The organism is Ensifer sp. D2-11, assembly GCF_054161295.1.
On record NZ_CP096434.1, the window covers coordinates 887721 to 913903 of the forward strand.

Here is a 26183-nt window from a genome sequence, read left to right on the forward strand (position 1 = left end):
GGCTCCGCCCCTCATCCGGCCTGCCGGCCACCTTCTCCCGGCAGGCGGGGCGAAGGAGACTCGAGGCCGCCGCCGCTTCTCCCTTCTCCCCATCCAATGGGGAGAAGGTGCCGGCAGGCGGATGAGGGGCATTCGCACGCCCAACCCTGTTCGGTCACTCGGCGAAGAATGCGAAGCGGACGATGAACAGTGCCGCGACGAGCTGGGTCGCCGGGTGGATGACGTTCCACTTGCCGGTGCAGACCTTCAGTACCACGTAGCTTACGAAGCCGAAGGCGAGACCGTTGGCGATCGAATAGGTGAAGGGCATGGCGATAGCGGTTAGCGCCGCGGGTGCCGCCTCCGTCAGGTCGTCCCATTCGATCTCGGTGAGCTCGCGCATCATCAGACCGGCAACGTAAAGCAGTGCCGGCGCGGTCGCATAGGACGGGACAGCGGCGGCAAGCGGCGAGATGAAGAGCGCGGCGAGGAACAGCACCGAGATCGTCAGCGCCGTTAGACCGGTGCGCCCGCCCGCCTGCACGCCCGAGGCGCTTTCGACATAGGCGGTCGTGCTGCTGGTGCCCATCAGCGAGCCGGCGACAATGGCCGAGCTGTCGGCAAGCAATGCACGCCCCAGACGGCTGGCCTTGCCCTCTTCCACCAGTTTCGCGCGCTTGGCGACACCGATCAGCGTGCCGGTCGCGTCGAAGACCTCGACCAGCACGAAGACGAGAATGACGTGGACGAGACCGCCATGCAGGGCGCCCATGATGTCGAGCTGGAGGAAGGTCGGCGCAATGCTCGGAGGCGCAGAGACGATGCCCTGGAATTCCGATACGCCGAGGAACATCGACAGAACCGTTACCACCAGGATGCCGATGAGGATGGATCCGCGGACATTGAGCGCGTCGAGAACGGCGATGACGAAGAAGCCGAGGATCGCGAGCAGCGGTCCGGTCTGCTTGAGATCGCCGAGGCCGACCAGCGTCGCCGGGTTGTCGACGACGATTCCGGCGTTTTTCAGAGCGATGATGCCCAGGAACAGGCCGATACCGGTCGCAATCGCGCTGCGAAGCGAATGCGGTATGCCTGCAATCAGCCAGCTTCGGACCCCCGTGACAGTCAAGAGCAGGAAGATGATGCCGGAGATGAAGACGGCGCCGAGCGCCTGCTGCCAGGTGAAGCCGAGGGCGGCCACGACCGTGAAGGCGAAGAATGCGTTGAGGCCCATGCCCGGCGCCATGCCGATCGGCCAATTGGCGACAAGCGCCATGACGGCAGAGCCGAGAGCGGCCGCAAGACAGGTCGCGACGAAAATCGCGTTGCGGTCCATGCCCGTGGTCGACAGGATGTCCGGGTTGACGAAGATGATGTAGGACATCGTAAGGAACGTCGTGACGCCGGCAATCACTTCCGTGCGGACGGTCGTGCCGTGCTCCTTAAGCTTGAAGAGTCGTTCAAACATTTTTCCTCCCTTGGCAGACGTCATCTCGACGCAGCCGAACGACAGAGACCGGGTGTGTTGCTCCTCCAAGAGCCCGGCCATTGCAATTTGATCTCGCGCCCCGATACCTTCAGGGTGTATGATCCAGGCCGTGCGGCCTCGCCGGATGGGTCGCCATCGCAAGCACCCGATTGTGCGTTTTCGCGCGCATGACCGCTAGCCACCGATTTCGACGCCGAGCGCGAAAGACTTTCAAGTTTTCCAGCGAATTCCGGGGGCATTCCTTCGGGCGCCGGCGATGCTAGATCCGAGAATCGGACGCGGTCCAGGCACCGTCGTCGGCCCGGACGAGCATCGGCGTCGCGAAGACTCCTACAGTCCGATCCGGCCATTGCGGAGAGAGTTCGGCGAGCGGCTGGCGCCACCGTTCCGACTGCAACATGGCGGCACCGATCGCGACCGGCTCGATGCCGCAGGCCGCCATCAGCGACAGGCCGGCAAGGATCGAGGCTCCGCTCGATATCACATCGTCGATCAGCACGACTCGCCGGCCCCGCAACAGCGGCAGCATGCGGGGATCGACATAGAGCCGCTTTTTCTGACCGGGCGTCGTGATGGACGACAGGGGAACGGAGAGATCGTCGACGTACCAGAATTTTCGCGAGGTTCCGAGCGGCACATAGCGCTTGTGGCCGAGCTTGCGGGCAAGGGCTGCGGCGAGCGTCAGGCCGAGTGTCGGAAGACCCGCGACGATTTCCGGTCGGAAGGGCGCCAGTCGCGCGGCCAGTTCCTCCGCGAGCGCGTCCTCCACCTCGAAGCTCGCCTGATTGATGATCAGCGAGGCGAGCGCATGTCTGCCGTCCGAAAGCGGCCGGATCGGCAGGAGGATCTGGCGTCCGTCCGCGAGAGTGGCTGGAAAAGAGGTGCGGAAGCCGCCGTCTCCGACAAAGCTGCCGGGCGGAAAGACCTCCTGCCAGTAATCGTGCGGCTCCATCGGTTTCGTTTCCGTCATGCCTGGCGTCCATTCGACTGAGTAAAAGGTTCTGATCCCTAAGTTTTTCGTCTATACCCATTGCCGCTTCGATCAAACCGAAAGGGCACGTCCCAGCGACCAAAGCTGGGGAATTCAGGCTCTTTCCAGACTGCTCAAGGAATGCCTGCCGATGCGCGTGCCCCCCGGGTTTGCCGACGATCTCACCTTTCTCACGGCCTTTCGCCGCGACCTGCACGCTCATCCCGAACTCGGTTTCGAGGAAGAGCGGACGAGCGATCTTGTGGCGAGAATCCTCGAAGAAGCAGGCCTCAGGATCCACCGCGGTCTCGGCAAGACAGGCGTGGTTGGCACGCTGCAGGTCGGCAACGGCACGCGCGCGATCGGCCTGCGCGCCGACATGGATGCGCTCGCCATGCCGGAACTCGCCGACCGGCCCTACAAATCCACGGTAGCGGGGAAGATGCATGCCTGCGGCCATGACGGCCATACGACGATGCTGCTCGGCGCGGCGCGCCACCTTGCGGCGACGCGCAACTTCTCAGGAACGGTCCATTTCATCTTCCAGCCCGCTGAGGAAGGCCGCGGCGGCGCCAGGCGCATGGTGGAGGACGGGCTTTTCGATCTTTTCCCTTGCGACGCGGTCTATGGACTGCACAACATGCCGGGGCTTGCAGTGGACGAGATGGCCGTCGTGGCGGGGCCGCAGCTTGCCTCCTCGGACAGCTGGCGCCTCACCTTCCGCGGAGTCGGGACGCACGGCGCCAAGCCGCATCTCGGCCGCGATCCGATCACGGCAGCGGGGACATTCCTCGCTTCTCTGCAAACCGTCGTCGGCCGGGTCGTCGACCCGCTGCAGCCGGCGGTCGTCAGCGCCTGCGCGCTGCAAGCAGGCGACCCCAAGGCGCTGAACGTCATTCCGGACACGGTCGAGATCGGCGGCACGGCGCGCGCCTATACGCCGCATGTGCGCGACCAGTTGGAAGAAGAGATCGGCCGGTTGGCGCTGGGGACCGCGGCGATGTACGGCATCGAGGCCGATTATCGCTTCGAGCGGCGTATTCCCCCGGTCGTCAACGATCCCGACGCGACGGCACGCGCCCTTTCGGCCGCCAGGTCCGTCTTCGGTGAGAAGACGCTGACCAACTTCCCGCCCTCGACCGCCGGCGACGACTTTGCCTTCTTCGCGCTGGAGGCGCCCGGCTGCTATGTCTGGCTCGGGAATGGTCCCGCCGTCGACGGCGCGCTGCACCATAACAGCGCCTACGACTTCAACGACGCGGCGATCGGCCCCGGGGCTGCCTTCTGGACCGCGCTGGTGGAGCAGGAACTCAAGGCCTGAAGAGCGTCAGAAGGTCTCCAGGACCGGGCTTCCCAGCAGCTTGCCGGTCGCTACGTCGGCAATGCCGCGATCCGTCTGGTGCGGCCCGGCATTGCAGGCGAGCGTCGCCCCGAAGCAGGCCTTGAACACGAGATAGGGAGGCTGCCACTCTACGATTCTGCCAGCAGCCTCGCGAATGGCCGCGAAACCCGCTGCGACCTCGGCAAGCGGCGCATCGGAGACAAGCCCGCATAGCGGCAGAGGCAGCAGCGCCTCGACCTTGCCTTCGGCAACGACCGCCATTCCGCCGCCGGCTTCGCTCACCGCATTGGCCGCAACCGCCATGTCGCGGGGGTTGCCGCCGAAGACCGTTAGATTGTGGCTGTCATGCGAAACGGTTGTCGCAAAGGCGCCGCGCCACTCGCCCCAGCCTTCAAGCAAACCGACCCGCGGTCGGCTGTCGGCGCGGCCATGCCGATGGGCGACGGCGATCAGCGTCATACCCTTCGGCGGTACCAGATATCCGCCACTAACCTCGGCTCTCGTCTCGCCCCATCGGGTGAAGCGCGGCCGGTCGATCGTCACGACGCGGGCCGTGCTGCCCGTGGCAGCGATGCGAAAGTCGTCCTCTGTCAGCGGTTCGATCTTCATCGTGTGGCGCAGGGGCGAGACATCGGCCGCGACGGGCGCCTGAAGCATCCCGCCGCCGCTCGCCACCAGCCTGCCGTTCGCCAGCACATGGAGCGCGCGGAAATCGCGAATGTCCTCGAAGACGACGATGTCGGCACGGCGACCCGGTGCGATCAGGCCGAGATCGGCCCTTCCGAGCCGCCGGGCGGCGTTCAGGGTTGCCGCCTGCAGCGCCCACTCGGCCTTGAGCCCGTAGCGCACGAGGCGGCGGACCACGTCGTCGAGGCCGCCGTCGCGGTGAAGATCGTCCGGGAAAACGTCGTCGGTACAAAGTGTGACCGTCTGCGGCAGATGTCCGAGAGCACCGAGCGCTGCCACGAACTCGGGAAGAAGGTGATCGTGCGAGCCGCGCAGCTCGATGGTCAGTCCCGCGCGAAGTTTGGCGATGAGGTCCTCACCCGATACGAGCTCGTGATCGGAGCTGACGCCGGCCGTCACGAAGGCCTGCAGATCGGCTTCTGCCAGGCCGCGCGCATGCCCGTTGACCGTTTTGCCCGCCTTCAGTCCCGCCTCGACGATCGCAGTCATGCGCGGATCGCCGTCGATGACGCCGCGCATGTTCATCACCTCGGCGATCCCGCCGATCTCCGGCCAGGACAGCATTTCCGCAACGGCATCGGCGTCGAAATCCGCGCCGGCGAGCTCCAGGCCGGGAGCGGAGGGCACGCAGGACGGCGCCAGCACCACGGCGCGCAAGGGCAGACCGCCCATTGCGTCGACGGCCCAGCGCACGCCGGCAAGTCCACTCACATTGCCGAATTCGTGCGGGTCCCAGACGACCGTCGTCACGCCGCGCGGCACCACGGCGGCAGCGTAGACCGCGGGGGTCACCATCGAGCTTTCGACATGCATATGCGTGTCGATAAGGCCGGGCGAAAGGTAGGCTCCCGCCGCATCGATGAGCGCGTCCGCGTCGCTGCGCGACCCGGGTGCATGGACGCTCGCGATCAGGGCACCGACGATCCCGACATCCGCCGCGCGGCATTCGCCTGTCACGACATCCACGACCCTGCCGCCGGCCACGAGCACATCGAAGCGCGCATCACCGCGTGCGGCGGCAACTGCGCGCGCCCGCAAGCAGGCGTCGTCGGGGTCGGCGGGTTGCTGCAGTACTGTCATCTGGCGGCTTCCTTGGTGAGCGCACCGAGCAGGTGCCGACGGGCACGTTCCGCGTCGACGTCCACCGCATATTGGGCGTTGAATGTCGCGTGGCTCCCCCGGGTCTCGACCACCGTCCGGCCGCGCGTCAAGGCTCCGGCAAGCTCGACATCGATGCGCGCCGGGCGAAACGACACAGCGTCTCCATCGACCAGCGCAACGGCTGCGCAGGGATCGTAGATCGCCATGCCGGTCCGTCCACGGCTCGTGCCGATCGCGACGTAGCCGGCGAGAAGATCGGCAAGCAGCGCGGCCTTTGCGCCACCTGCGGTGCGTATTGCCTCCACATCGTCCGGATAAGCGATGACCTTCCGGCAGAGGTCGAGATCGACCATCCTGAACGGCACGCCGTGGGCAAGCACGATGGCAAGCGCCTCCGGATCGGCAAAGGCGTTGAACTCGGCGGACGCCGTATGATTGCCGCTGGAAACACCGCCGCCCATCCAGGTGAGCTCGTCGATCCGCGCGGCAAGATCGGGGCGTGCCAGCGCAAGGGCAGCGATATTGGTTAGCGGCCCGAGCGCCATGATACGGTGCGGACCTTCGCCGTCCTCCAGCCAGCGGCAGAGCGCAGGGAACACATCGCTATCCGGCAGGGCGGGTGCATCGGGGAGGCTCAGCCCCGACGTCGGCATGCCGGTCTGTCCGAGGATACGCTCCGCCGTCTCGAGCTTTCCGAGCACGGGGAGCGCCCGTCCCTGATGGATCGGAAAGGTCCAGCTGAAGGCCTGCGCTGCTGCCGCGGCGTTGCGCCTCACCTGTTCGAGCGGCACATTGCCGAAGACCAGCGAGACGCCGTCGACGGCCTCACCGGCGTGAAGGACGACGAGCATCGCGGCGATGTCGTCGAAGCCCATATCGGTGTCGATCCAGATGCCCATGGCGGATCAATTGAACCTTTCCAGCTTCGCGGCCTTTTCGACCGGCAGATCGAAGGCGAGCGTGGTGCCTGCGGCATGCGCGGGCACGGCCGCATCCACTTCGGCCTTCAGCGCACCGAGCGGCGTATCGAGCAGGTATTCCCGCGTGCTGCCGGAAAAAGAGGCCCCGCGCACGGTGCCCTGGAAAGGACCTGACCCCAGGGTCACCATGCGCGGACGCCAGGCAAGCCCCGCCGCATCGTGCGGCAAAGGCCCGGGAAGCTCGATCGGGCCGTTTCCGGCGCGCAATTTGCCGTTCTCGACGGCAAAGATGTTCTCGAAGCCGACGAAATCGGCCACGAAGGCCGAGGCCGGCCGGTTATAGATCTCTTCCGGCGTGCCGATCTGCTCGATCGCGCCGTTCAGCATCACCACGATGCGGTCGGCCAGCGACAGCGCCTCGCCCTGATCATGGGTGACGAAGATCATCGTGACGCCGGTTTCCCTCTGGACCCGCTGCAGTTCCGTGCGCATCTCGAGCCTCAGACGCGCGTCGAGGTTGGAAAGCGGCTCGTCGAGAAGAAGCACCTTCGGCTCCATCACCATCGAGCGGGCAAGTGCTACGCGCTGCTGCTGACCGCCGGAAAGCTCGGCCGGCTTCCGGTCGGCAAAGCTCGTCAGTCCGACGGATTTCAGGCCGGTCCCGACGCGGGATTCGAGCTCCGCTCCGGAGAGGCCCTTCAGCCGCAGACCGAAGGCGACATTCTCGAAGACGGTGAGATGCGGGAATAGCGCATAGGACTGGAAGACAAGACCGACGGAACGCCTGTTCGCGGCAACGCGGGTAATGTCGGCGCCGTCGAGGCTGATACGGCCCGATTGCGGCTTCAGCAGGCCGGCGATGGAGCGCATCGTCGTGGTCTTGCCGCAGCCCGAAGGCCCGAGAAATGCGACCAATTCGCCTTTTCGGATCGACAGGTCGAGATCCTTCACGGCGACGGTGTCGCCATAGGCGAGCGTCAGTTTTTCGAGGCTGAGGAAAGCGGGATCAGACATAGCGGGAAAATCCTAGGAAACGCTCGGCGAGGAAGACGATGCCGATGGACATGAAGGCGAGCAGCGCCGACAGGGCCGCGACCGACGGGTCATAGGTGATCTCCATGTAGGAGAGCATGTCGATCGGCAGCGTGCGCACGCCCGGGCCGGACAGGAACAACGAAACCGGCACCTGATTGAAGCTGGTGACGAAGCCGAGAATGAAGGCGGCGAGAATGCCGCTGCGGATGTTCGGCATGACCACCCGGAAAAAGGCGCCGGCGCGTGACGAGCCGAGCAGCACCGCGGCCTCCTCGATATCGGAGCGCAGATTGTTGAGGCTCGCCGAGACGACGCGCACCGCATAAGGCAACACGAGCGCCGTGTGTGCAAGGAAGAGCGCCAGCGTGATATTGAACCCGAAGGGAACGACGAGATAGCGCAGCAGCGCCAGGCCGACAATGATGCCGGGCACGATGATCGGCAGGGAGACGACGGTGCGGACCGTTTCGCCGAAGGGCAGCCGGTAACGCGAAAGCGCGTAGGATGCCGGGATGCCGAGGGCAAGGGCGGCAGCCGTCCCGCCGATGGCAAGCAGCATCGACATGGCGAAGCTCTCGCGGAAGCTCTCGACCTCGAAGACCTTTGCGACCCATTTCAGCGAAAGGCCTTGCGGCGGAAAGGCAAGCGTTTCGCCCCCCGACAGAGATGCCGCGACGATGATGAAGAAGGGGCCGATCAGAAACGCGGTGACGAGTACGAGCACCGTTACCGGGAAAAGACGGGAATTCATCGTTTGCTCCTCGCGGTGGCGAGCCGCTTCAAGAGAAGATTGGCCGCGAAGCTCATGACGATCAGAATGAAGGCGACGACGCTTGCGGAGACGAAATCATTGGCGACGGTCACACGCTGATAGAGGAGCGTCTCCAGCATCAGGACCTTGGAGCCCCCGAGGATCGCCGGGGTGATATAGGCTGTCAGGGAGCCGGTGAAGACGAGCGTTCCGCCGATCACAAGACCTTCCCTGGTGAGCGGCAAAATGACCTTCCAGAAGACCTGAAACCAATTGGCGCCGAGTACCCGCGCGGCGGGGATCGCGTCCTTCGGCATGTTTTCGAGCGCACTGATCAGAGCCAGGATCATCAGCGGCAGAAAGAGCTGCAGGAGCCCGACGAAGACCGCCGTCTCCGTGAACAGGAAGCGCACCGGCTCGTCCGTCAGGCCGACGCTCGTCAATGCCTGGTTGACGATCCCGGTCCTCCCCAGAATGACGATCCACGCATAGGTGCGCGCAACCGGCGATATCATCAGCGGCAGCACCACGAGGCCGATCATCCGGCCCTTGCCTTTCGGCGGCAGGTTGACGATGGCGAAGGCGGCGGCATAGCCGATGACGGCAGCGACCACGGTTACCGCCGCGCCGAGCCGCAGCGTGCGCAGGAACACCGTTCGGTTGAGCGGATCGGATAGGAAGCCGCTATAGGCGGATACCGACCAGCCATCGGCGTTGCGAAAGCCTTCGGCGAGCAGGATGACAACCGGCGCCAGAAAGACGACGGCGGCGAAAACGGCCGCCGGCAAGGCAAGCGCCAGCGCCTCGGCCCGGTTGTGGAACATCTCTAAGCCTTTCCGCGGCAGTGCCGCCGTTGGATACTTGGCGCGACGCCGGCAGGATCTGGCGTCGCGCAAGGCAAGAGCCAGGCTCTTACTGGCCGACCTTGGCGTTCCACTCGGAAAGCCACGCTTCCCGATTGTCGAGTGCCACTGCCGACGGGATGAGCTTCAGGTTCTTGACCGTTTCTTCGCCGTAGGTGAGGTTCTCGGCGATCTCCGGCGAGACCTTCACTTCCTTGTTGGCGGGGCTGTCGACCAGCTTTTCGGCGAGCGCCGTCTGGATTTCCGTCGACAACCAGAAGTCCATGAACTGAAGCGCGAGATCCTGGTTCTTCGAGCCCTTGGCCAGAACCATGACGTTCATGCCGCCGGTCTGGCCCTCCTTCGGGGTCGCCCACTTGATCGGCAGATCCATCTTGGTGAAGCCTTCCCAGGAGAACCGGCCGATCGGCGCCGCCCAGATTTCTTCCTGCTGCATCAACTGCACGAGCTGCGAGGATTTGACGTAGAAGGTGACGATATCGTCCTTCTTCTCGCCGACTGCGGCGATCGCGGCCTTGAGGTCCGGCGTATTCTGGCCGAGCGCTTCACCGATCATGTAGAGCGTCGGCGGACCCTGGTTCGTCGTGACGTTCGGGAGAGCCACATGGCCGGCGAGCTTGTCGCCGAGCAGATCGGCCCAGGACGTGACTTCCACCTTGTCGGAACGATAGACGATCGAGGTGGCGTAGAAAGTGTAGCCGATGCTCATGCCGTCGCCGTTCGGGTCCCTGGCTATGTCGTAGAGTTTGTCGAAATTGCTGAGCTTCGAGGTATCGATCTTGTCGATCAGGCCGGAGCGTGTAGCAGATAGCGCGTCCGCCATGGAAACGACCGCCATGTCCACGACCGGGTTGGCCTTATTGGCCTCCATCTTGGCAAGGCGCTCGACGCTGTTGCCCGTTTCGACGACGAGCTTGCAGCCGCACTTGGCTTCGAAGGGATCATAGACCAGCTCCTTGAACGCGTCCTGGGCGAAGCCGTAGACGGAGATGGTAAGGGTCTTCTCCTGAGCGGATGCGCCATGGGCGCCGATCAAGAGGAGCGCGCTCGAGGCGATGAGGATTTTCTTCATGACTGCGGTTCTCCTTCGCTGACATTGAGTGGCTGCACGTTGGGGGGAGGCGTCGCCGTGGACTGGCGGACGACGAGTTGCATGGGCACTTTCGAAATGGTGGCGGCAACGGGCGTGCCGTGGGATGGAAATTCGGCTTCGCCGGCGCCGATCGCCTGCACCAGCGCCTCGACCGCGAGCGTCGCGATGCGCGCCATATCCATCCGAATCGTGGTCAGCGCCGGCGTCACCACCGGCGACCAGATCAGGTCGTCGAACCCGGTGACGCTCGCCTGCTCCGGGACATGGATGCCGGCCCGTTGCAACTCCGTGAGCGCGCGCAGCGCCTGCAGGTCGGAGACGGCCGCAAAGGCCGTCACGCCTTCCGCCACCTTCCCGGCGAGCCCGAGCGAGCAGCCCTTGCCGTGTACCTGCTCCAGCCGTTCGATCCACAGCGTCTCCGCCTGCGCGCCTTCGCGCATGGCCGAGCGAAGCCCGCCGATCCGGTCGTTCTGCACGTTGGAGGCGGGATTGTTGCCTAGGATCAGCAAGCGCCTGTGACCGAGTCTGACGAGATGCTCGGCGATCTGCCTTCCGCCGTCCCAATGGTCCGCCGCCACCGTGTTGCCGGGTGTCGAGGGCGTGTCCACCACAGCGACCGGGCAACCGACATCGGCAATGCGGGTTCCCCGCCGCGGCACGATGACCATGCCGTCGACGCCCCGCTCGATGAGGCGTTCGATCGCCCTCGTCTGGACGGCGACGTCGCCGCGGGAGTCGGCGATCAGCACGCCGTAACCGGCAGAAGATGCCGCAAACTCGATTGCCTGTGCGATCTGGGGAAAGAGCGGATTGCTGATGTCAGGCAGAACCAGCCCGATGACCGCGCTCTTGCCGGTCCTGAGCGCCCTTCCCGCCTGGCTCGGAACATATCCGATCTCGGCCGCAACCGAGCGGATTTTCTCGGCAAGCTCGGCGGAGACACGCCCTTTGCCGGAGAGCGCGTTGGAGACCGTCGCCGCGGAGACGCCAAGTGTCGTGGCTATCCTCGTCAGTTTGGGTCCGGAACGTGCCAAGGCCTTATCTTCCGCCGCGTCGGATGATTAAACGATTAAGCTGCGATATATCAGCCGATCGTGCCTGTCGAATCTTTTTTGAGTCGAACCTAATAACTGGCCGCAGAGATCGCTCACCTGTGGATGAAGCGTACCCAGGCGTTGTCCTCAACGCGCAACGAAGAGCAGGTCGAAGCCCCTGATCTCGCCTTTGGAAACCGATTTGCGGATCGCTCCCCAGAGCGCCGACGGGTTCTCCAATCGAAAGCCACGCAGGCTTCGTATCAGGCGGAAGGTTGCCGACGCAGTCCTGATTACGCGCACAACGGCAGGCCCGGAGAGCGAAGCGGCCAGGATCTGCGGGTGCACCGCGAGCAGCACGCCGGCGGTCCTCTTCCGGTCGATCGCCCGAAACTGGTCGAGAACCTTGTATTCGTAGCCTTCGATATCGATCTTGAGGCAGAGACGTTCGGTCCTCGCCATCGCCTGAAGCTCGGGAATGGTGATCGTCTTCGCCTCGATCGACATGCCGGTGTCGTCGGCGATCAGCGCCGACGTTTCCGAACTCCCGAAGCCGCCGCCCACGGAATTGAGAACGAGACGTTCGTCTTGCGAAAGGGCCGCATTGACGAGTTTCACTTCCCCGGTGTTTGCGCCTTTCATTTCGGTGAGAATGCCGAAACAGACCGGATCAGGTTCGACGACAATGACATTATCGGCAGCCTGTGCCGCCCAGTAGGGCGTGACCCCGATCCAGCCGCCAATGTCGATATAGGTCGTTTTGCCGTCGACGAAGCGCGCGATGTTGCGAAAAGTACCGGGCTCCCACTGGCCGGACTGCAACCGGCTGAAGAAGCGCGCCTTTTCCGGCTTGTCTGGGAAATAAACGGTTCTCTGGAAATAGGTTATCGCGCGCATCGCGCTTCTCTAGAGCATTTTCAAGCGAAGTGGAAACCGGTTTTTCCTGGGACGTCGCGGAGGGGGAAACGGGTGAACGAGGCTCAGGCCTCTGCCCTCTGGGCGCGGCTGCGCGCCTCCGTCAACTCGGAAGTCGTCTGGCTGAGACGGTCGGCCAGCACCCGCATGATCTCGACTGCCATCTCCGGGAAATCAGCCAACAGTTTGAGGAAATCATCCTTCCGGATCCGCAGAGCTTCGAGTGGGGTGGTCGTCTTGACCGTTGCCGTACGCGGCGTGTTGCAGAGGATGGCGATCTCGCCGACGATCGAATTCTGCTCCACTTCGGCGACTTTCAGCTGTCCGTTCGGCGTCGAAACGAGCACATCCGCATTGCCCGAAAGGATCACATAGGCCGCGTCGCCGATATCCCCCTGATGAAACAGATCTTCTCCCATGCTGTACATCACCCGGTCGGAGGTGAAAGCCAGAAGCTTGAGCTTGGCAGGCGGAAGTCCGGAAAACAGCGTTATCCGGCGCAGCATTTCCACTTCATCTTTTAGGAGCATAACAGTCCGGTTCTCCGAATGCGTCGCGGTTGGTGCAAACAGGTCCTATCCCGTGCCGGCGGGAACATATGCTTGCCTCCTGACAACAATATTACATCAAGATGCCAGTTCCTTGTAGTCGCTGTCTCTTGCATGCGTTTCCACCGGTTCGTCGCGCGCCAACCGCCCGTTTTCGAAATGCGCGACGCGGTCGAAGAGTTCCGCCAGGTCCTGGTTGGCAAGGACCCACAATATGGCGGGCTTGCGCTCGCCGTCCCGCAAGAAGGCGAAGGCTTTCCGGGTGATCTGGTCCTGAGTGCGCTGGTCGAGCGCCAGAAGCGGCTGGTTGAACACGTAGAAATCCGAGACCCGGATCAGGGCACGCGCGAGATTGAGCTTCTGGCGCTGGCCGGACGTCAACCGCTTGCCGCCGGCGCCGACGTCGAAATCCAGCCCGAACACGAGCACCTTGTTATAGAGCCCGAGCGACTCGAACAGATCGCGCACGATCGCACGTATCCGCTCGGAGCCATCCGTGTGCTTGTGCCCGATGCGGCCGAAGAGCACGTTGTCCAGGATTGTCGCCGAGGCCATGTAGCGGTCCGGCTGGTAATGCTCGATGATGCCGACGAGATCGGCCGGGAGGCCGTCGCTGAACTGCCGCCGCGCCTCGACGATCTTCTGCATGAGCTCGTCCGTCAGGAGACCGAAACGATGCCGCGGCTCGATATAGCCGAAGCAAAGGCGGATGATCCTGATGGCATCATCCTCGGACACCTCCTCGAGCGGCTTTCCCCTCACCTTCTGAAGAAGCGCTTCGTAGGCAGGGATTTCCTCGGCCGTCATGAAGGTGAGCTGCTGGAAGAACGGGTGGTCGGGCGGCAAGTCGCGGAACAGTTCCACGACGTTCTCGGCGATTTCGAGTCCCATCTCGTAGAAGGTCTCGTGCAGGCCTGCCCGCTTCAAAACGGTCTTGAAGAAGGGATGGTTCTCGAGCGCCGTCTCCCAGCGGTTGCTGTCGGTGACCGTGCCGAAGAGCAGGTTCTCCCCGACGGTTGCCTCGACATTGTAGGAGCCCGGTTCGAAGAAGACGACGAGATCGCTGAGCTTCTCGGCCTCGAGCCGCTGGCGAAGCGCGCTGCGCATCGCCACGATCTCGCCGGCGAAAGCCTCGTGCTCGGTCGGATCGATGGTCGAGCGGACAGCAAGAGCCAGGACGTCATTGCTCAAAAGAACGACGTCCAGCACGGCCCTGATCTTCGCGAAGAGGTCGTCCGGCCCGGTCGCGCCCGCGGCCTGATAATCGATCCAGTCGCTGTTCAGGTCGTAATGCGGATTGCCGGCGAGCTTCGCCTCCACAAGCTCCCACCTGCGGTGGGCTTCCCTGTCGCCCTCATAGACGACCTCCGTCAACGGAGCATGCTTGAGCCCGTAGAGCAGATTGTCGCCGAGGCTGCCCTGGAAGGCGAAGACGTCGGAGGAGGCGTAGGATATTCGCCTGCCCACCACCGATTCGGGCAAATCGTGTATATCGGCGTCGCCTATGACGATCCGGCCGGTTGCGGGCCAGGTCAGCCGGCCGAAAGCCTCGGCCAGCGCCTCGCCACCCCCGGACGTGCCGCCGGTAATCGCGACCGTCTCGCCGGGCTGGATCTGCAGCGAGACATGCTCCACGACTTTCGAGCCACCGTCGTCGGCCACCGAAAGGTTGACGGCAGCCAGCGCTCCCGTCAGCGGCGTTGCCGGGTCGACGGAGATTGCCTGCACCTTGGGGTCGATCAGCGGTTCGACACTGAACTGTTCGACAACCTGGGCATATTTGACCTGCACATCCTGGCGCGCCTGGTCCCAATCGATCAATTCCTTCAAGGGGCCTGGAAGATCCTTGTAGGCGCCGATGACCGCGACAAGCTGGCCGATATCGAGCCGGCCCTGAAGCGCAAAATATCCGCCGATCGAATAGAACAGGAACGGCGTCACCTGCGCCAGGAAGTTGTTCAGGAATTTGACGAGAAACTTCCATTGATAGAGGTCGTAGCGGATCCTGAATATCCGGCCGAGCCGCGCGGCAATGTCGGCCCGCTCGAAATTGGAGGTATCGTGGGCGCGGATCGTGCCGATGCCGTCGACGATCTCGCTGACGCGGCCCGACAGTTCACGCGCCGTCAACTGACGCTCGCGGCCGAGCACCAGCAGTCGCCTGCGCATGCGCGGGATAATGACCGCCTGAACGGCGACGATGGAGGCTGCGATGATGCCCAACCAGAAGCTCTGGAGGAGGATGAAGATCAGCGCCGTCAGGGCCTGGCCACCGAGAAGGGCGGGCTGTACGAAGGCGTCTCCGGTGAAGCCGCCCATCGGCTCCACCTCGTCCTTGATCATGGTCGAGATTTCGGCCGGCTTCACGCGCTTGAGATAGCCGGGGGGAAAGCGCAGGACCCGGTCGACGAGCTCGAAGCGGATTCGCCGCAGAAGCCGTTCGCCGAGCCGGCCCTTGTAGGTGTTGATATAGAACTTGAAGAGCCCGTTGATGATCACGAGCAGCAGGAACACCAGGCTCAAGGCCAGTAGCATGCCTTCCCTGCCGAGATCGAAACCCGAGAAGAGATTGACCTCACCGAAGAACGGCAGGTCGAAAGAAATCGGCAGGAACGGTTGGGTCGCCTCGGGCCCGTCGAAACCTGCACCCTGGATCGGTCCGTTGACGATCTGCTTCGGCAGATCGAAGGACAGGAAATAGGGAACCATCGACAGTGCCACGACCAGCAGTATCCAGAGCTGCTGCTTGCGGGTGTGAGTCCAGATGTAGCGGGAAAGACGTGGTTCCATGTGCCGGTAAAGAGACCTATCTGAAATTCGGGATCGCACGGCTGTTCTGCCGGCGGACTACAGCGCCGCACTTGGTGCCGGTCCGCCTGATCGTCAATGGGCCTGCGCTACCTCCACGAAATCGTGACTACCCGGCATGAGAGCAGAGCGATGCGCCATGTCAAGCCTTCGACTGATATGCAGTACCGCCTCATCTACGCGGGCCTCTTGCCTCCACTCCTGCGGTTCACCTCCGGCGCCTTGCGCTCACTTGACCGTGAGCTTACAACAGCCGCATGACGCATGCCAGCCACTCTCCCCGCCTTCCCGAAGATTGGCGCGAAAACGCCCATGACCTTGCCCGGGGGCTGGCTGCCTATTCCGGCAGCAGGCTCGTCGGCGGCATAGCCAGGGTCATCGCGAAGCATCCGCAAGCCAACATTGCCAACGCCTTCAACCACAAGCAGGTCGACTGCAAGATGTGGGCCCGCGACAAGCTTTTCGAGAGCATCGGCGCAGACTGTCGTCGGATCATCGTGCTCGGCGGCTGGTACGGCGTTCTGTCGGCCATGCTGCTCGAAGATTCGCGCTTCGACATCGAATTCGCCGTGAGTTGCGACATCGATCCCGCGGTTGAGCCGGTCGCGCGCACGCTCAACGCAGCCTTCGGCGACAGATTCCATGCGATGACGGCCGATATGCACACGCTCGACTATCGCGCCCTGAATGCGGATCTGCTGATCAACACGAGCTGCGAGCACATCGCCGAACTGCGGAACTGGCTGGACCTGCTTTCGCCCGGCACGCGCGTCCTCCTGCAATCGAACGATTATTTCAGCGAACCCACCCACATAAGCTGCGTCAGGTCGCTTGAAGAATTTCAAGCGCAGGCGCGTCTCGCGCGGATCGACTTCGCGGGAGCGCTGCCGACAAAAAGATACACGCGCTTCATGCTGATCGGGTCGGTCTAAGTCCTGGAGCGGGATGAGGAAAAGGACTGTCTCGACGAAAGCCGCTCGCCGATGATCCTCGCCGTCCCGGCGGCTCCGTCGAGGTCGAGCGGCGGGATGGCCGGTCTTGGCCGGGCAAGCATGAAGCTCACCTTCGCGGCCAGAAGCTCAGGCGTGATCCCCTCCTCCGGCAGCACGCCGGCGAGATCGAGCTGTTCGAGCCGTGCCGCCCGCGTGCTCTGTTCGGTCTCGCCACCCGCGGTAAAGGGGATGAGGAGGCACGCGCATCCGGCACGCAGAATGTCGCACACGGTGTTGTAGCCGGCCTGCGAGACGGAAAGGCGGGCACCGCCGAGCAAGCCACCGAAATCCCGCCGGAAACGAAAGAGGCTGACGCCCTCCGGAGCCGCGGCCGCGAATGTGTCGAAATCCGCCTGCGGCAGGTTCGGGCCGGTTATCAGACACCAGCGAAGTGCATTCGGCAGAAGCTTCGCGGCCTCGAGCGCCGCGCCGATCAGCTCCCTGCCGACCGCGCCCCCGCCCGCCGAAACGACAATGTCGAACTTCTCGGCCGCCTCATTTGGCGGCGGCGGGGCGACGAGGCCCGTATAGATGACCTTGTCACGGACTTCGTCGGCAAGGGGAAATGTCTCCTCGATACGGGCGAATCCGGGGTCACCGTGAACGAGTACGAGGTCGAAATGGTTCTTGACGAGTTCGATAGTCTCCTCGGCCCTCCCGGGCTTGACCCTCTCCTGCAGAATGTCGCGCAGCGACGTCGCCACGAGCGGCGGCCGGCTGCTCGCCGCAATTTCAGCGAGCAGCGGCAGCAGTTCGAACCGCATCTGCCGACGCCCGAAGGGGAAGGCCTCGATGATGACGACGTCCGGTTCCGTGCGGCGGAACGCCTCGATGAGCAGATCCCGTCGGTGCTCTTGAAAAGCGGCCGTGACCGGGTTTCCGTCGCCGTTGACAAGCCCGGAAAACCCCTTGTCGCCGGCAGTCACCGCCGGCAGTGCGACGGTCTGCACACCTTCCCCCGGAAAGCCCGGCACCGGCGTGCCGCCGGTCACCATCGTGACCTCGAAATCCCGCTCGACCAGCGCTCCGGCAATGCGGCTCGCGCGCGCCAGATGCCCGATACCGAGAAGATGCTGCACATAGAAAAAGACGCGAGGCCTGCTCAAGGACTTCTTCTCCATTCGCTTTCGAAGAGCCCGACCAGCTGACGGACGCTGGAGTGGTGGTCGAACTCGCTGCGCACGCGCCGTTCCCCCGCGGCGCCAAGCCGCCGGCGGAGCTCCGGGTCGCGGATCAGCCGCTCCAGTGCCGCGGCAAGAGGCTCCGGGCTTTCCGGTGGCACCACCAGGCCGTTTTTGCCATCTTCAAGAAGTTCGGGAATGCCGGAGACTGCGGTCGATATACAGGCAAGCCGCTGGCTCGACGCCTCCACGAGCACATTCGGCAGGCCGTCGCGGTCACCATCGGCCGCCACCCGGCAGGCCAGTGCGAAGATGTCGGCCTCGCGGTAGCGGCCCAAAACATCCTTCTGATCGAGCGCCCCGTGCCAGCGGATGCGATCCTCGATGCCAAGGTTTGCGGCAAGCGCCCGGAGCCCGCCGGTGAGCTCTCCCGCACCGATATGCTCGAAGCGCCAGTTGATATCCGCAGGCAACAACGACAGCGCCTCCAGGAGGACGTCATATCCCTTCTTGGGAACCGCGCGCCCGACGCTGACGATGCGCACCGGATCGTCCAGATCCGAGCCGTCGCGCCGGGAATGCTCGCCTTCGAAGGCCGGGAAACGATCGAGATCGAGGCCGTGATAGCTCAGATGCACCCGGGTCTGGTCCTTCGACAGGTCCCGCAGATGCTCATAGCCGCTTCGGGTGCAGGTCACCGTCCAGCGGGCCCGGTTGAGCTTGCCCGAAAGCTCCCAATCCTTAGAGGTCCAGATGTCCTTTGCATGGGCGGAGCAGGTCCAGGGTATGCCGGTGATTATGCTGGCATAGTCCGTTACCGAGGCCGGCGTGTGAATGAAGTGGGCATGCAGCCACGCGGCGTCTTCCGGCCATTCGGTGACGAGCACCAGCGCCTGACCAAGACGGCGGAAGCGGTTGCGTGAAACGTCGCGCGCGAGGTCCCGGAGGAACGACCCGAGCACCCGCCGGAAGCCGGGCTTCGGGACGGTCTTCACCAGCGCGCGGAAAACGCGCAAGGGCTCCTCATGCAGATATTCAGGCAGGTAATGGACGGCCGCGCGTATTTCGTCATGGACGGGATGGCGTTTCCTGTCGGTCGGACGGCGCAGGGCGACGAGGACGAGCTCATGCCCTGCTCTTTCGAGGCCTAGCAGTTCCTGCGCGATAAACGTTTCCGAAAGGCGTGGATAACCCTTCAGCACGACGGCGATCTTCGGTTTCGGCGACACGTGTCTTCAGTTCGATCTTTTCACGACGGCCAAATGCTCTTTCGATCTATGATCGAGCCATTCGCCGACGATCTCGGATATGTGGACGAGGCCTTCCAGCCTCAGGCCGTTGGCGCGGAGCGACGGAGGCGCGCGCTGCGGCAGCGCCTTCAGGGCCGCAGCAAGGCGCAAAGGCTCCTCCGCTTCCTGAGGAAGCAGCATGTCGACGAGCCCGAGTGCCGAGGCACGCTGGGCGCGGATCAATTGTTCTTCGCGTGGCTGAAGGCGCGGCACGATCAGGGCGGGCTTGTCGAAAGAGAGTATCTCGCAATAGGTGTTGTAGCCGCCCATCGACACCACGCCCCTGGCGCCGGCTATCAGTTCCTCCATCCGATTGTCGAACTCGATTATCTTGATGAATGGGATCTTGCTTCCCTTCTTGATCAGCTTGTTGCGCTGCTTTGCCGGCATGTAGGGGCCGAGGACGACGAGCGCGTTATGCGTGAGTTCGGGATCCTCCTGATAGGCGTGGATCACGTCATGGATGAGGTCCGCTCCGTCGCCACCGCCGCCGGTGGTGACCAGTATGTAGTCGCCTTCCGGCTTATGGCCGGGTAGTGCGTCGTGGGGAACGCTTCTTTGCAGGAATCCGACGAAGTTCATGCGGTCGCGCACGGCAACGGGCACGTCGAGCCCGACCAGCGGATCGTAGAAGTCCGGCGGTCCGTAGACCCAGATCGAATCGTAGAACTGCTCGATCTTGCGCATCGTGTCGCGTCGCTTCCATTCCTCTTCCAGGAGGTGCGGCGCGTCCATGATTTCCCTCAGACCAAGCACCAGCCTGGTGCCGTGCGTCTTCAGGTAGGCGAGCGTATCCTCTACCTCGCCGCGCAGGCCCATCGGCTCCTTGTCGACGACGAAAATATCCGGCCGGAAGGTTTCCGCCGTCGAGCGGATGATAGACTGCCGCATCTTCAGGGTCTCGTGCAACTCGATGTGGCGGTCCAGCGAGGTATATTCGCCGTTTCGGAGCTTTATGACGCTCGGGATCTTCACAAAGTCGACGCGGGCGCGATAATCGAAGGCGCCGGCGATGGTCGCACCGGAGATGATCAGGATCTGCAGTCCGCTGTAATCTTCCACCAGTGCATGGGCGATGGCGCGACAACGTCTGAGATGGCCGAGCCCGAAGGTATCGTGGCTGTACATGAGGATGCGGGCATCCTCGAAGCGCCGTGTCATACGAAAAACCTTTCGCTCAAAGATAGAAACGTCGAAGTCTATTGCAGCGATCGCTTGCAGCCAACAGCGATACCGGGGCTTATTTGTAGGGATCGGCGGCGTCGCGCAACCCGTCTCCCAGGAAGTTGAACGCCAATATCACAAGAATGACCGGGACCGTGGGGAAAAGCAGCCAAGGATAGAAGGCAATGACGCTGACGCTCTTTGCCTCGGTGAGCAGGATTCCCCAGCTGGTTATCGGGGGGCGCAGGCCGAGGCCGAGGAAGCTCAACGCCGTTTCTCCGAGGATCATGCCGGGTATGGAGATCGTTGCCGTGGCGATGAGATGGGACATGAAGCCCGGAACGAGGTGGCGCCCTATGATGCGTCCGCTTTTGGCGCCCATCAGCTGCGCCGCAAGGACATAGTCTTCCTCCCTGAGCGCGAGCAGCTTCGAGCGCACGGCGCGCGCAAGGCCGGTCCAGTCGAGAAGGCCGAGGATGACCGTTATACCCAGATAGATGAGAAGCGGGCTCCATGTCGCCGGCATGATCGCCGCCAGAGAAAGCCAGAGCGGAATGCTCGGTATCGACTGCAGGACTTCGATCAGTCTCTGGACCACAAGGTCGAAGATCCCGCCATGATATCCGGCAAGCCCGCCGATGACGATGCCGAGAACGAAGCTGACGGTGATGCCGAGAAGTCCGATCGTCAGCGATATCCGCGCGCCGTAGATGATCCGCGACAGCACGTCGCGGCCGAGACGGTCCGTGCCCAGGAGGAAAAGCTGCCCTCCCTCCGCCGGGCAAACCAGATGCAGATTGCTTTCGAACAAACCCCAAAAACGGTAGTCGTCGCCGCGGCAGAAGAACCGGATCGGCTCGACCTTCGACGTATCGTCCGCGTAGTTGCGCTTCAGCGTGTCCATGTCCAGCGTCATCGTCCGGCCGTAGACGAAGGGGCCGACGAATTCACCCTCGTGGAAAAAGTGAACCCTCTGCGGCGGCGCATAGATGAAATCGACATTGCGCGTGTGCAGGTCGTATGGCGCGAGAAACTCGCAGATCAGGATCATGCCGTAGAGCACCGCGAGGAAGATGCCCGAGGCGAGCGCGACCTTGTGGCGCTTGAACTTCCACCACATCAGGCGCAGCTGCGATGCCTGGTTCACCCGCACCTGCTCCTCGGTCATGACCTCCACGGAATACGGGTCGAAGGGCGCGGTCGAAACGTAGTGCGGAAGGGGCTCGCCGGGCGCCGGGATCGGTGACGTCACTTTGTGCTCCTGCCTTGCAGACGAATTCGAGGATCGAGGACGGCGAGCGCCAGATCGGAAACCAGCACTCCGATCACCGTGAGGAACGCGAGGAACATCAAGAACGAACCGGCTAGATACATGTCCTGGCTCTGCAGCGCCTTGATCAGCATCGGTCCGGTGGTTTCGAGGGACAGCACGATTGCCGTGATTTCCGCGCCCGAAATGATCGCCGGCAGGATCGAGCCGATGTCCGAAATGAAGAAATTGAGCGCCATGCGCAGCGGATATTTGAGCAGCGTCCGCGTGGGCGAAAGCCCCTTGGCGCGGGCAGTCACGACGTATTGCTTCTGGAGCTCGTCGAGCAGATTGGCCCTGAGGCGCCGGATCATGCCGGCAGTACCGGCCGCGCCGACGATGATGACCGGGATCCAGATATGCTCCAGTATCGACTTCGCCTTTTCCCAGCTCATCGGCTCGGAAAGATACTTCTGGTCCATCAAATGGCCAATCGAGGTCCCGAACCAGATATTGGCGAAATACATGAGGACGAGGGCCAGCATGAAATTCGGGATCGCGATGCCGATGAGTCCGATCAGCGACAGGCCGTAATCGCCCCAGCTGTACTGGTGCGTGGCGGCATAGAGGCCAATCGGAAAGGCGATGACCCAGGTGAAGATGATGGTGACGAAGGAGACCAGGACCGTGAGCCACAGGCGCTCGCCGACGACCTCGCTCACCGGCAATTCATATTCGAAGGAATAGCCGAAATCGCCCTGGAGCATCCCCGCGACCCAGTGGACGTAGCGCAGGATCGGCGGCTGGTCGAAGCCATACTGCTTACGCAGCGCCTCGATCTGCTCCATATTGACGCCTTCGCCCTGCGCCCTGATCTCGGCGATGTAGCTTTCGAAATAGTCGCCGGGGGGCAGCTCGATGATGGCGAAGACGAGCGCCGAGATGATGAGAAGCGTCGGGACCATGACTGCGATGCGCCAGAGAATGTACCGCAGCATCTCAGTCGTCCTGTTCCAGCCAGAAGGTGTCGGGCTTGTAGGCGCCGAGGTAGCTCGTCGGGTCGAAACCGTACAGCCCCTCATCGGGGAAATTGCGCAGCTTCTTCGTGACGAGGATCGGCTGCAGCGAGCTGTTGACCAACCCGATCGAGAAGACTTGGTCCGTGTAGATGGACAACATCTGTCTCCAGATGTCCGCACGCTCGGCATCGTCCGCGGAATGCCTCCAGCGCTTTAGCAGGTCCAGGAGCTCGACGACCGGGGGAAGGTCGGGCGCCTCGCCCATTTCGCCATGCGACATATAGTTCAATCCCCAGACGGGCCACTGCAGCTGGTCGTCCGTGGTCGGTGCAAGCTGACCGGGGCTCATGTCCGCGGTCGGCACGCCGTTGTCGAGGCCGAACCACATCGACATGATTATCTCGCCGCCGACCGCGCGGCTGCGGAAGGTATCCCGCTGCGAGGTGCGAATGAAGAGCGAAATGCCGACCTCGCGCCAGTAATCGGTTATGAGCTGAAGCACATCGGTATCGAGCGTGCTTTCGCCGGCCGTCTCCACCACGATCTGCGCCTTTCGGCCGTCGGGAAGGATACGGATCCCGTCGCTGCCGCGCTTGGCCAGTCCAGCCGCATCGAGCAGTGCGTTCGCCTGGTCCGGATCATGGGCGATCCAGGCACTTGCGAATTCGGGCCGGAAGAGAGGACTTTCAGGCAGCACCGTGTCGGCGCTTTCCTTCGTCAGCCCATAAAAGGCCGCCATGTTGATCTCGCGACGGTCGATTGCAAGCGACAGCGCACGACGGACGCGCACGTCCCTGAGCAGCGGCCGCCACACCGGGTCGGCAGAGTTGAGGTTCGGCAGCAGCGCGAGGCGTGATCCCGAAGTCTTTTTCCAGAGCTTCACCTCGACCGGGTGCCGCTTCTCCGCATCTTTGAGATAGGTATAGTCGACGAAATCGATCCCATATGCCTGCAGGTCGCTTTCGCCCGTGCCGGTCTTTGCCGGAATGAGTGAGGACGAACTGACGCTGAGCACGAATCGGTCGATATAAGGCAATTGCAAGCCGTTTTCGTCCACCCGGTGGTAGTAGGGGTTGCGTTCGAAGACGAACTGTTCGGCCGGCAGGGGCGTGGTGTTGCGCCACGGGTCGAGGGTCGGCAGATCCGGATTTTCGGGCCGGTAGGAGCGCGCCATGCGCATGTGGAGCTGGCTCCACCTTTTGACCCGCTGCTCCTTCAGGAACGCCTTCAGCTTGTCCTCATCCTGATATTTCGTGTGGAACTGCTTGAGATAGGCCGAAGGCACGACGACGACCAGCGGCTGCGGCGCGGCGAGTTCCTGCAGGAAAACTGGGTTCGGCATCGGCCAGGAATAGCGAACCGTTCGCTCGTCGACGATTTCGAACTTAGCCGCCTGTCCGTCCATGACCATCGCGGGCGGCAGGCCGGCCGGGGACAGATCCTCGTTGAGGAGCACGTCTTCGAAGCAGTAGCGGAAGTCCTCGGCCGTCAACGGCGTGCCGTCCGACCACTTGTGGCCCTCGCGCAGATGAAAGGTGAAGATGCGGTCCTCGACCGTCTCGTAGCTTTCGAGAATGTCGGCCTGGAGATTGAGCTTCTCGTCGTAGCCGACAAGGCGGGTATAGCCGTAGATCGTCATCAGGCGAATGTCCTTCGCACTGCCGATCAGGCTGCGGATCGTGCCGCCATGGCGGCCGGGCTTGCGTCCCATCGCCGCGACATCGATCACCCGCGGCGTCTTCGGCAATCGTTCGCCGACCGGCGGAAGCTTGCCTTCCTGAACGAGGGTGGCGAGCGCGTCGGTTCCGCCCGCGGCCGCGAGCATCGCTTTCGGAAATGCAGCCGAAGCGAGAATGCCAAGCGCAGTTCTTCGGGTGATCATCGGCGTAACTCCCTGGCATCCACCGATCTGCGGGCGAGGACATAATGCCCGCCACCGAGATCGGCGGGAATAAGAGCACCGCTCTCGCCGCCGTCGGAGAATTGCGCACCCCAGCGCTGCTGGTCCGATCCGCCGCTCGCCTGAAGGGAATCGAAGTCGAGCTTACGGTCGAGATCGGGATAGGGAACGGCGGCGAGGAGCGACCTCGTGTACGGGTGGACCGGATTGCGCATCAGCACCTCACGCGGCGCCAGCTCCACGATCCGGCCCGCGCACATGACCGCGATCCGGTCGGCCATGTAGTCGACGACCGCGAGGTTGTGCGAGATGAACAGCATCGTCAGGCCGAGCTCTTTCTGCAAGTCCTTGAGAAGATTTAGGATCTGTGCCTGCACCGAAACATCGAGCGCAGAGACGGGTTCATCGCAGATGAGAAGCTGCGGCACGAGCGCGAGCGCGCGGGCAATCCCGATGCGCTGCCTTTGGCCGCCGGAGAAGCTGTGGGGATAGCGATTGATGAAGCGCTGGTCGAGACCGACCGCCTGCAAAAGGGAGCGAACGTGTTCCTCACGCGATTTCGGCGTCCCTCGTCCGTGAATCTCCAGCGGCTCGCTGAGGATGTTCTTCACCGTCATGCGCGGCGAAAGAGACGAGACGGGATCCTGGAAGACCATCTGGATCTTGGCCCGCAACGCCTTGAGTTCCCCGCCGTCGAGCTTCAGGACGTCGAGCGCACCCTCCCCGTCGTCGAATGTGATCGTCCCCTTGTCAGGCGTCACGGCCCGCATCAGGATCTTGCTTACGGTCGTCTTGCCGCAGCCGCTTTCACCGACGAGCCCGAGGCATTCACCGCGGCGGATGTCGAAGCTGACATTGTCGACAGCGCGATGCCGATATGCCGTGCCGCTGCCGAACCAGCCGGAGCTGCGCGTGGAGAACGTCTTTGAAAGGTTGCGGACGGACACGAGGACATTGGGACCCGCCGCTTTCTTGACTTCCCGGTCGCCGACGATCGCGCCGGCCTTGACCGGCACCTCGCGCAGCGCCTTCAGCCGCTCGCCCGGCTTCATGTCGAAGTGCGGCACGGCAGCCATCAAACCCTTGAGATAGGGATGCCGAGGATTGCGGAAGATCGCATCCACAGGTCCGGCCTCGACGATCTCGCCATGGTAGATGACGACCACCTCGTCGGCCATGTTGGCAACGACCCCGAGATCGTGGGTGATCAGAAGCATGGCCATATTGAGCTTGCTTTGGAGCTCGCGCAGGAGCTGCAATATCTGCGCCTGAACCGTCACGTCGAGTGCCGTCGTCGGTTCGTCCGCGATGAGCAGGGCCGGACGGCAGATCAGCGCCATCGCGATCATCGCGCGCTGTCGCATGCCGCCGGAAAGTTCGAAGGGATACATGTCGTATGCCCGCTTCGGATCGGAAAACCCGACATAGCCGAGCAGTTCCTCCGTCCTCTCGCGGCGCCCCGCCTTGTCGGCATCCGTATGGATCTTCAGCACTTCGGAGATTTGGTTGCCGATCGTGTGAAGCGGCGACAGCGATGTCATCGGTTCCTGGAAGATCTTGCTGATGCGTGCGCCGCGGATCTCCTGGATGTCGCGCCCGTCCCTGTCGAGCGAAAGCAGGTCGACGGGGTTTGCCTCGGCTTCGGGATCGTTGAACAACACCCGGCCGCCGACGCTTGCCACGCTCGGCAGGATGCCCATGATCGCTTGGCTGATCGCCGACTTGCCGGACCCGGACTCGCCGACGAGCGCGGTCACCCTTCCGGGCAGAATTCTGAAATTCGCGCCTCGAACGGCTTCAACCTCGCCGCCCAGCACCGAGAATGTGATCCGCAGACCCTCAACTCGCAGCAGGTCCGCTCCTGACGTCATCGCAGCACGCTTCCCTCACTACCCCTCCTGCACAATCCCAACT

At 63.3% G+C, this 26183-nt stretch carries 21 protein-coding genes; 2 read left to right on the plus strand and 19 right to left on the minus strand.

Translation table 11 applies throughout. The features are described 5' to 3' along the window. Positions 1-154: 154 nt before the first annotated feature. Both M1D34_RS21235 and M1D34_RS21240 read right to left on the minus strand, forming a co-directional pair. A complete protein-coding gene (locus M1D34_RS21235) occupies positions 155-1447 on the minus strand; it encodes an NCS2 family permease (protein ID WP_127516679.1) in 1293 nt (430 codons plus the stop codon). Between the two features lie 280 nt (positions 1448-1727). Continuing rightward, the gene (locus M1D34_RS21240) at positions 1728-2438 is read right to left on the minus strand and encodes a phosphoribosyltransferase (RefSeq protein WP_498784278.1); all 711 of its coding nucleotides are present in this window, start codon (positions 2436-2438) and stop codon (positions 1728-1730) included. A gap of 151 nt (positions 2439-2589) precedes the next feature. Here M1D34_RS21240 and M1D34_RS21245 point away from each other — a divergent pair, with 151 nt between their 5' ends. Continuing rightward, complete coding sequence (locus tag M1D34_RS21245) at positions 2590-3759, plus strand: M20 aminoacylase family protein (RefSeq protein WP_498784280.1); 1170 nt, start codon at positions 2590-2592, stop codon at positions 3757-3759. Between the two features lie 6 nt (positions 3760-3765). Here M1D34_RS21245 and M1D34_RS21250 read toward each other — a convergent pair whose 3' ends face one another. The 10 genes from M1D34_RS21250 to M1D34_RS21295 form a co-directional block, all read right to left on the minus strand. Continuing rightward, complete coding sequence (locus M1D34_RS21250; protein WP_498784282.1) at positions 3766-5547, minus strand: adenine deaminase; 1782 nt, start codon at positions 5545-5547, stop codon at positions 3766-3768. After that, positions 5544-6467 (minus strand): nucleoside hydrolase, encoded by a 924-nt coding sequence (locus tag M1D34_RS21255; RefSeq protein WP_017266869.1) that lies wholly within the window; start codon positions 6465-6467, stop codon positions 5544-5546. The genes M1D34_RS21250 and M1D34_RS21255 overlap by 4 nt, the downstream gene beginning before the upstream one ends. Positions 6468-6473: 6 nt before the next feature. Further along, positions 6474-7502 carry an ABC transporter ATP-binding protein gene (locus tag M1D34_RS21260; protein ID WP_003534073.1) on the minus strand — a complete coding sequence of 343 codons (1029 nt, stop codon included), beginning with the start codon at positions 7500-7502 and terminating at the stop codon, positions 6474-6476. Next, positions 7495-8274, minus strand: coding sequence for an ABC transporter permease (locus tag M1D34_RS21265; protein ID WP_003534075.1), 780 nt, complete (start codon positions 8272-8274; stop codon positions 7495-7497). The genes M1D34_RS21260 and M1D34_RS21265 overlap by 8 nt, the downstream gene beginning before the upstream one ends. Further along, complete coding sequence (locus M1D34_RS21270; protein WP_498784285.1) at positions 8271-9098, minus strand: ABC transporter permease; 828 nt, start codon at positions 9096-9098, stop codon at positions 8271-8273. Before M1D34_RS21270 ends, M1D34_RS21265 begins: the two co-directional genes overlap by 4 nt. A gap of 88 nt (positions 9099-9186) precedes the next feature. Further along, positions 9187-10209 (minus strand): ABC transporter substrate-binding protein, encoded by a 1023-nt coding sequence (locus M1D34_RS21275; RefSeq protein ID WP_498784287.1) that lies wholly within the window; start codon positions 10207-10209, stop codon positions 9187-9189. After that, positions 10206-11264, minus strand: coding sequence for a LacI family DNA-binding transcriptional regulator (locus M1D34_RS21280; protein WP_498784289.1), 1059 nt, complete (start codon positions 11262-11264; stop codon positions 10206-10208). Before M1D34_RS21280 ends, M1D34_RS21275 begins: the two co-directional genes overlap by 4 nt. A 147-nt stretch (positions 11265-11411) precedes the next feature. Then, on the minus strand, positions 11412-12161 hold the full coding sequence (locus M1D34_RS21285) for an FkbM family methyltransferase (protein WP_498781793.1): 750 nt from the start codon (positions 12159-12161) through the stop codon (positions 11412-11414). Positions 12162-12244: 83 nt separating this feature from the next. Beyond that, on the minus strand, positions 12245-12709 hold the full coding sequence (locus M1D34_RS21290) for a cyclic nucleotide-binding domain-containing protein (protein WP_003531302.1): 465 nt from the start codon (positions 12707-12709) through the stop codon (positions 12245-12247). A 96-nt stretch (positions 12710-12805) separates the two neighbouring features. Beyond that, positions 12806-15517 carry an ABC transporter transmembrane domain-containing protein gene (locus M1D34_RS21295; RefSeq protein ID WP_498781796.1) on the minus strand — a complete coding sequence of 904 codons (2712 nt, stop codon included), beginning with the start codon at positions 15515-15517 and terminating at the stop codon, positions 12806-12808. A gap of 275 nt (positions 15518-15792) precedes the next feature. Between M1D34_RS21295 and M1D34_RS21300 the strand changes: the two genes are divergently transcribed. Continuing rightward, a complete protein-coding gene (locus M1D34_RS21300) occupies positions 15793-16467 on the plus strand; it encodes a class I SAM-dependent methyltransferase (RefSeq protein WP_498781798.1) in 675 nt (224 codons plus the stop codon). Here M1D34_RS21300 and M1D34_RS21305 read toward each other — a convergent pair. The 7 genes from M1D34_RS21305 to M1D34_RS21335 all read right to left on the minus strand — a co-directional run bounded on the left by M1D34_RS21305 (position 16464) and on the right by M1D34_RS21335 (position 26140). Then, entirely contained in the window at positions 16464-17648 is a 1185-nt protein-coding gene (locus M1D34_RS21305; protein ID WP_498781800.1) for a glycosyltransferase family protein, read from the minus strand. The two genes, M1D34_RS21300 and M1D34_RS21305, sit on opposite strands and share 4 nt — an antisense overlap. Further along, a complete protein-coding gene (locus tag M1D34_RS21310; RefSeq protein WP_498781802.1) occupies positions 17630-18877 on the minus strand; it encodes a glycosyltransferase family 4 protein in 1248 nt (415 codons plus the stop codon). The genes M1D34_RS21305 and M1D34_RS21310 overlap by 19 nt, the downstream gene beginning before the upstream one ends. A 6-nt stretch (positions 18878-18883) precedes the next feature. Further along, positions 18884-20098, minus strand: a complete 1215-nt coding sequence (locus M1D34_RS21315; RefSeq protein WP_003531308.1) for a glycosyltransferase family protein — start codon at positions 20096-20098, stop codon at positions 18884-18886. A 79-nt stretch (positions 20099-20177) separates the two neighbouring features. Then, on the minus strand, positions 20178-21353 hold the full coding sequence (locus tag M1D34_RS21320; protein ID WP_127516701.1) for an ABC transporter permease: 1176 nt from the start codon (positions 21351-21353) through the stop codon (positions 20178-20180). Further along, the gene (locus M1D34_RS21325) at positions 21350-22348 is read right to left on the minus strand and encodes an ABC transporter permease (protein ID WP_003531312.1); all 999 of its coding nucleotides are present in this window, start codon (positions 22346-22348) and stop codon (positions 21350-21352) included. The genes M1D34_RS21320 and M1D34_RS21325 overlap by 4 nt, the downstream gene beginning before the upstream one ends. A 1-nt stretch (position 22349) precedes the next feature. Next, on the minus strand, positions 22350-24251 hold the full coding sequence (locus M1D34_RS21330; RefSeq protein ID WP_498781805.1) for an ABC transporter substrate-binding protein: 1902 nt from the start codon (positions 24249-24251) through the stop codon (positions 22350-22352). After that, on the minus strand, positions 24248-26140 hold the full coding sequence (locus M1D34_RS21335; protein WP_498781807.1) for an ABC transporter ATP-binding protein: 1893 nt from the start codon (positions 26138-26140) through the stop codon (positions 24248-24250). Before M1D34_RS21335 ends, M1D34_RS21330 begins: the two co-directional genes overlap by 4 nt. Positions 26141-26183 lie beyond the last annotated feature (43 nt).

Coding starts and splice junctions, on each gene's coding strand:
- M1D34_RS21235 (WP_127516679.1), bottom strand. CDS start 1,447: ATGTTTGAACGACTCTTCAAGCTTAAGGAGCACGGCACGACCGTCCGC.
- M1D34_RS21240 (WP_498784278.1), bottom strand. CDS start 2,438: ATGACGGAAACGAAACCGATGGAGCCGCACGATTACTGGCAGGAGGTC.
- M1D34_RS21245 (WP_498784280.1), top strand. CDS start 2,590: ATGCGCGTGCCCCCCGGGTTTGCCGACGATCTCACCTTTCTCACGGCC.
- M1D34_RS21250 (WP_498784282.1), bottom strand. CDS start 5,547: ATGACAGTACTGCAGCAACCCGCCGACCCCGACGACGCCTGCTTGCGG.
- M1D34_RS21255 (WP_017266869.1), bottom strand. CDS start 6,467: ATGGGCATCTGGATCGACACCGATATGGGCTTCGACGACATCGCCGCG.
- M1D34_RS21260 (WP_003534073.1), bottom strand. CDS start 7,502: ATGTCTGATCCCGCTTTCCTCAGCCTCGAAAAACTGACGCTCGCCTAT.
- M1D34_RS21265 (WP_003534075.1), bottom strand. CDS start 8,274: ATGAATTCCCGTCTTTTCCCGGTAACGGTGCTCGTACTCGTCACCGCG.
- M1D34_RS21270 (WP_498784285.1), bottom strand. CDS start 9,098: ATGTTCCACAACCGGGCCGAGGCGCTGGCGCTTGCCTTGCCGGCGGCC.
- M1D34_RS21275 (WP_498784287.1), bottom strand. CDS start 10,209: ATGAAGAAAATCCTCATCGCCTCGAGCGCGCTCCTCTTGATCGGCGCC.
- M1D34_RS21285 (WP_498781793.1), bottom strand. CDS start 12,161: ATGCGCGCGATAACCTATTTCCAGAGAACCGTTTATTTCCCAGACAAG.
- M1D34_RS21290 (WP_003531302.1), bottom strand. CDS start 12,709: ATGCTCCTAAAAGATGAAGTGGAAATGCTGCGCCGGATAACGCTGTTT.
- M1D34_RS21295 (WP_498781796.1), bottom strand. CDS start 15,517: ATGGAACCACGTCTTTCCCGCTACATCTGGACTCACACCCGCAAGCAG.
- M1D34_RS21300 (WP_498781798.1), top strand. CDS start 15,793: ATGACGCATGCCAGCCACTCTCCCCGCCTTCCCGAAGATTGGCGCGAA.
- M1D34_RS21305 (WP_498781800.1), bottom strand. CDS start 17,648: ATGGAGAAGAAGTCCTTGAGCAGGCCTCGCGTCTTTTTCTATGTGCAG.
- M1D34_RS21315 (WP_003531308.1), bottom strand. CDS start 20,098: ATGACACGGCGCTTCGAGGATGCCCGCATCCTCATGTACAGCCACGAT.
- M1D34_RS21325 (WP_003531312.1), bottom strand. CDS start 22,348: ATGCTGCGGTACATTCTCTGGCGCATCGCAGTCATGGTCCCGACGCTT.
- M1D34_RS21330 (WP_498781805.1), bottom strand. CDS start 24,251: ATGATCACCCGAAGAACTGCGCTTGGCATTCTCGCTTCGGCTGCATTT.
- M1D34_RS21335 (WP_498781807.1), bottom strand. CDS start 26,140: ATGACGTCAGGAGCGGACCTGCTGCGAGTTGAGGGTCTGCGGATCACA.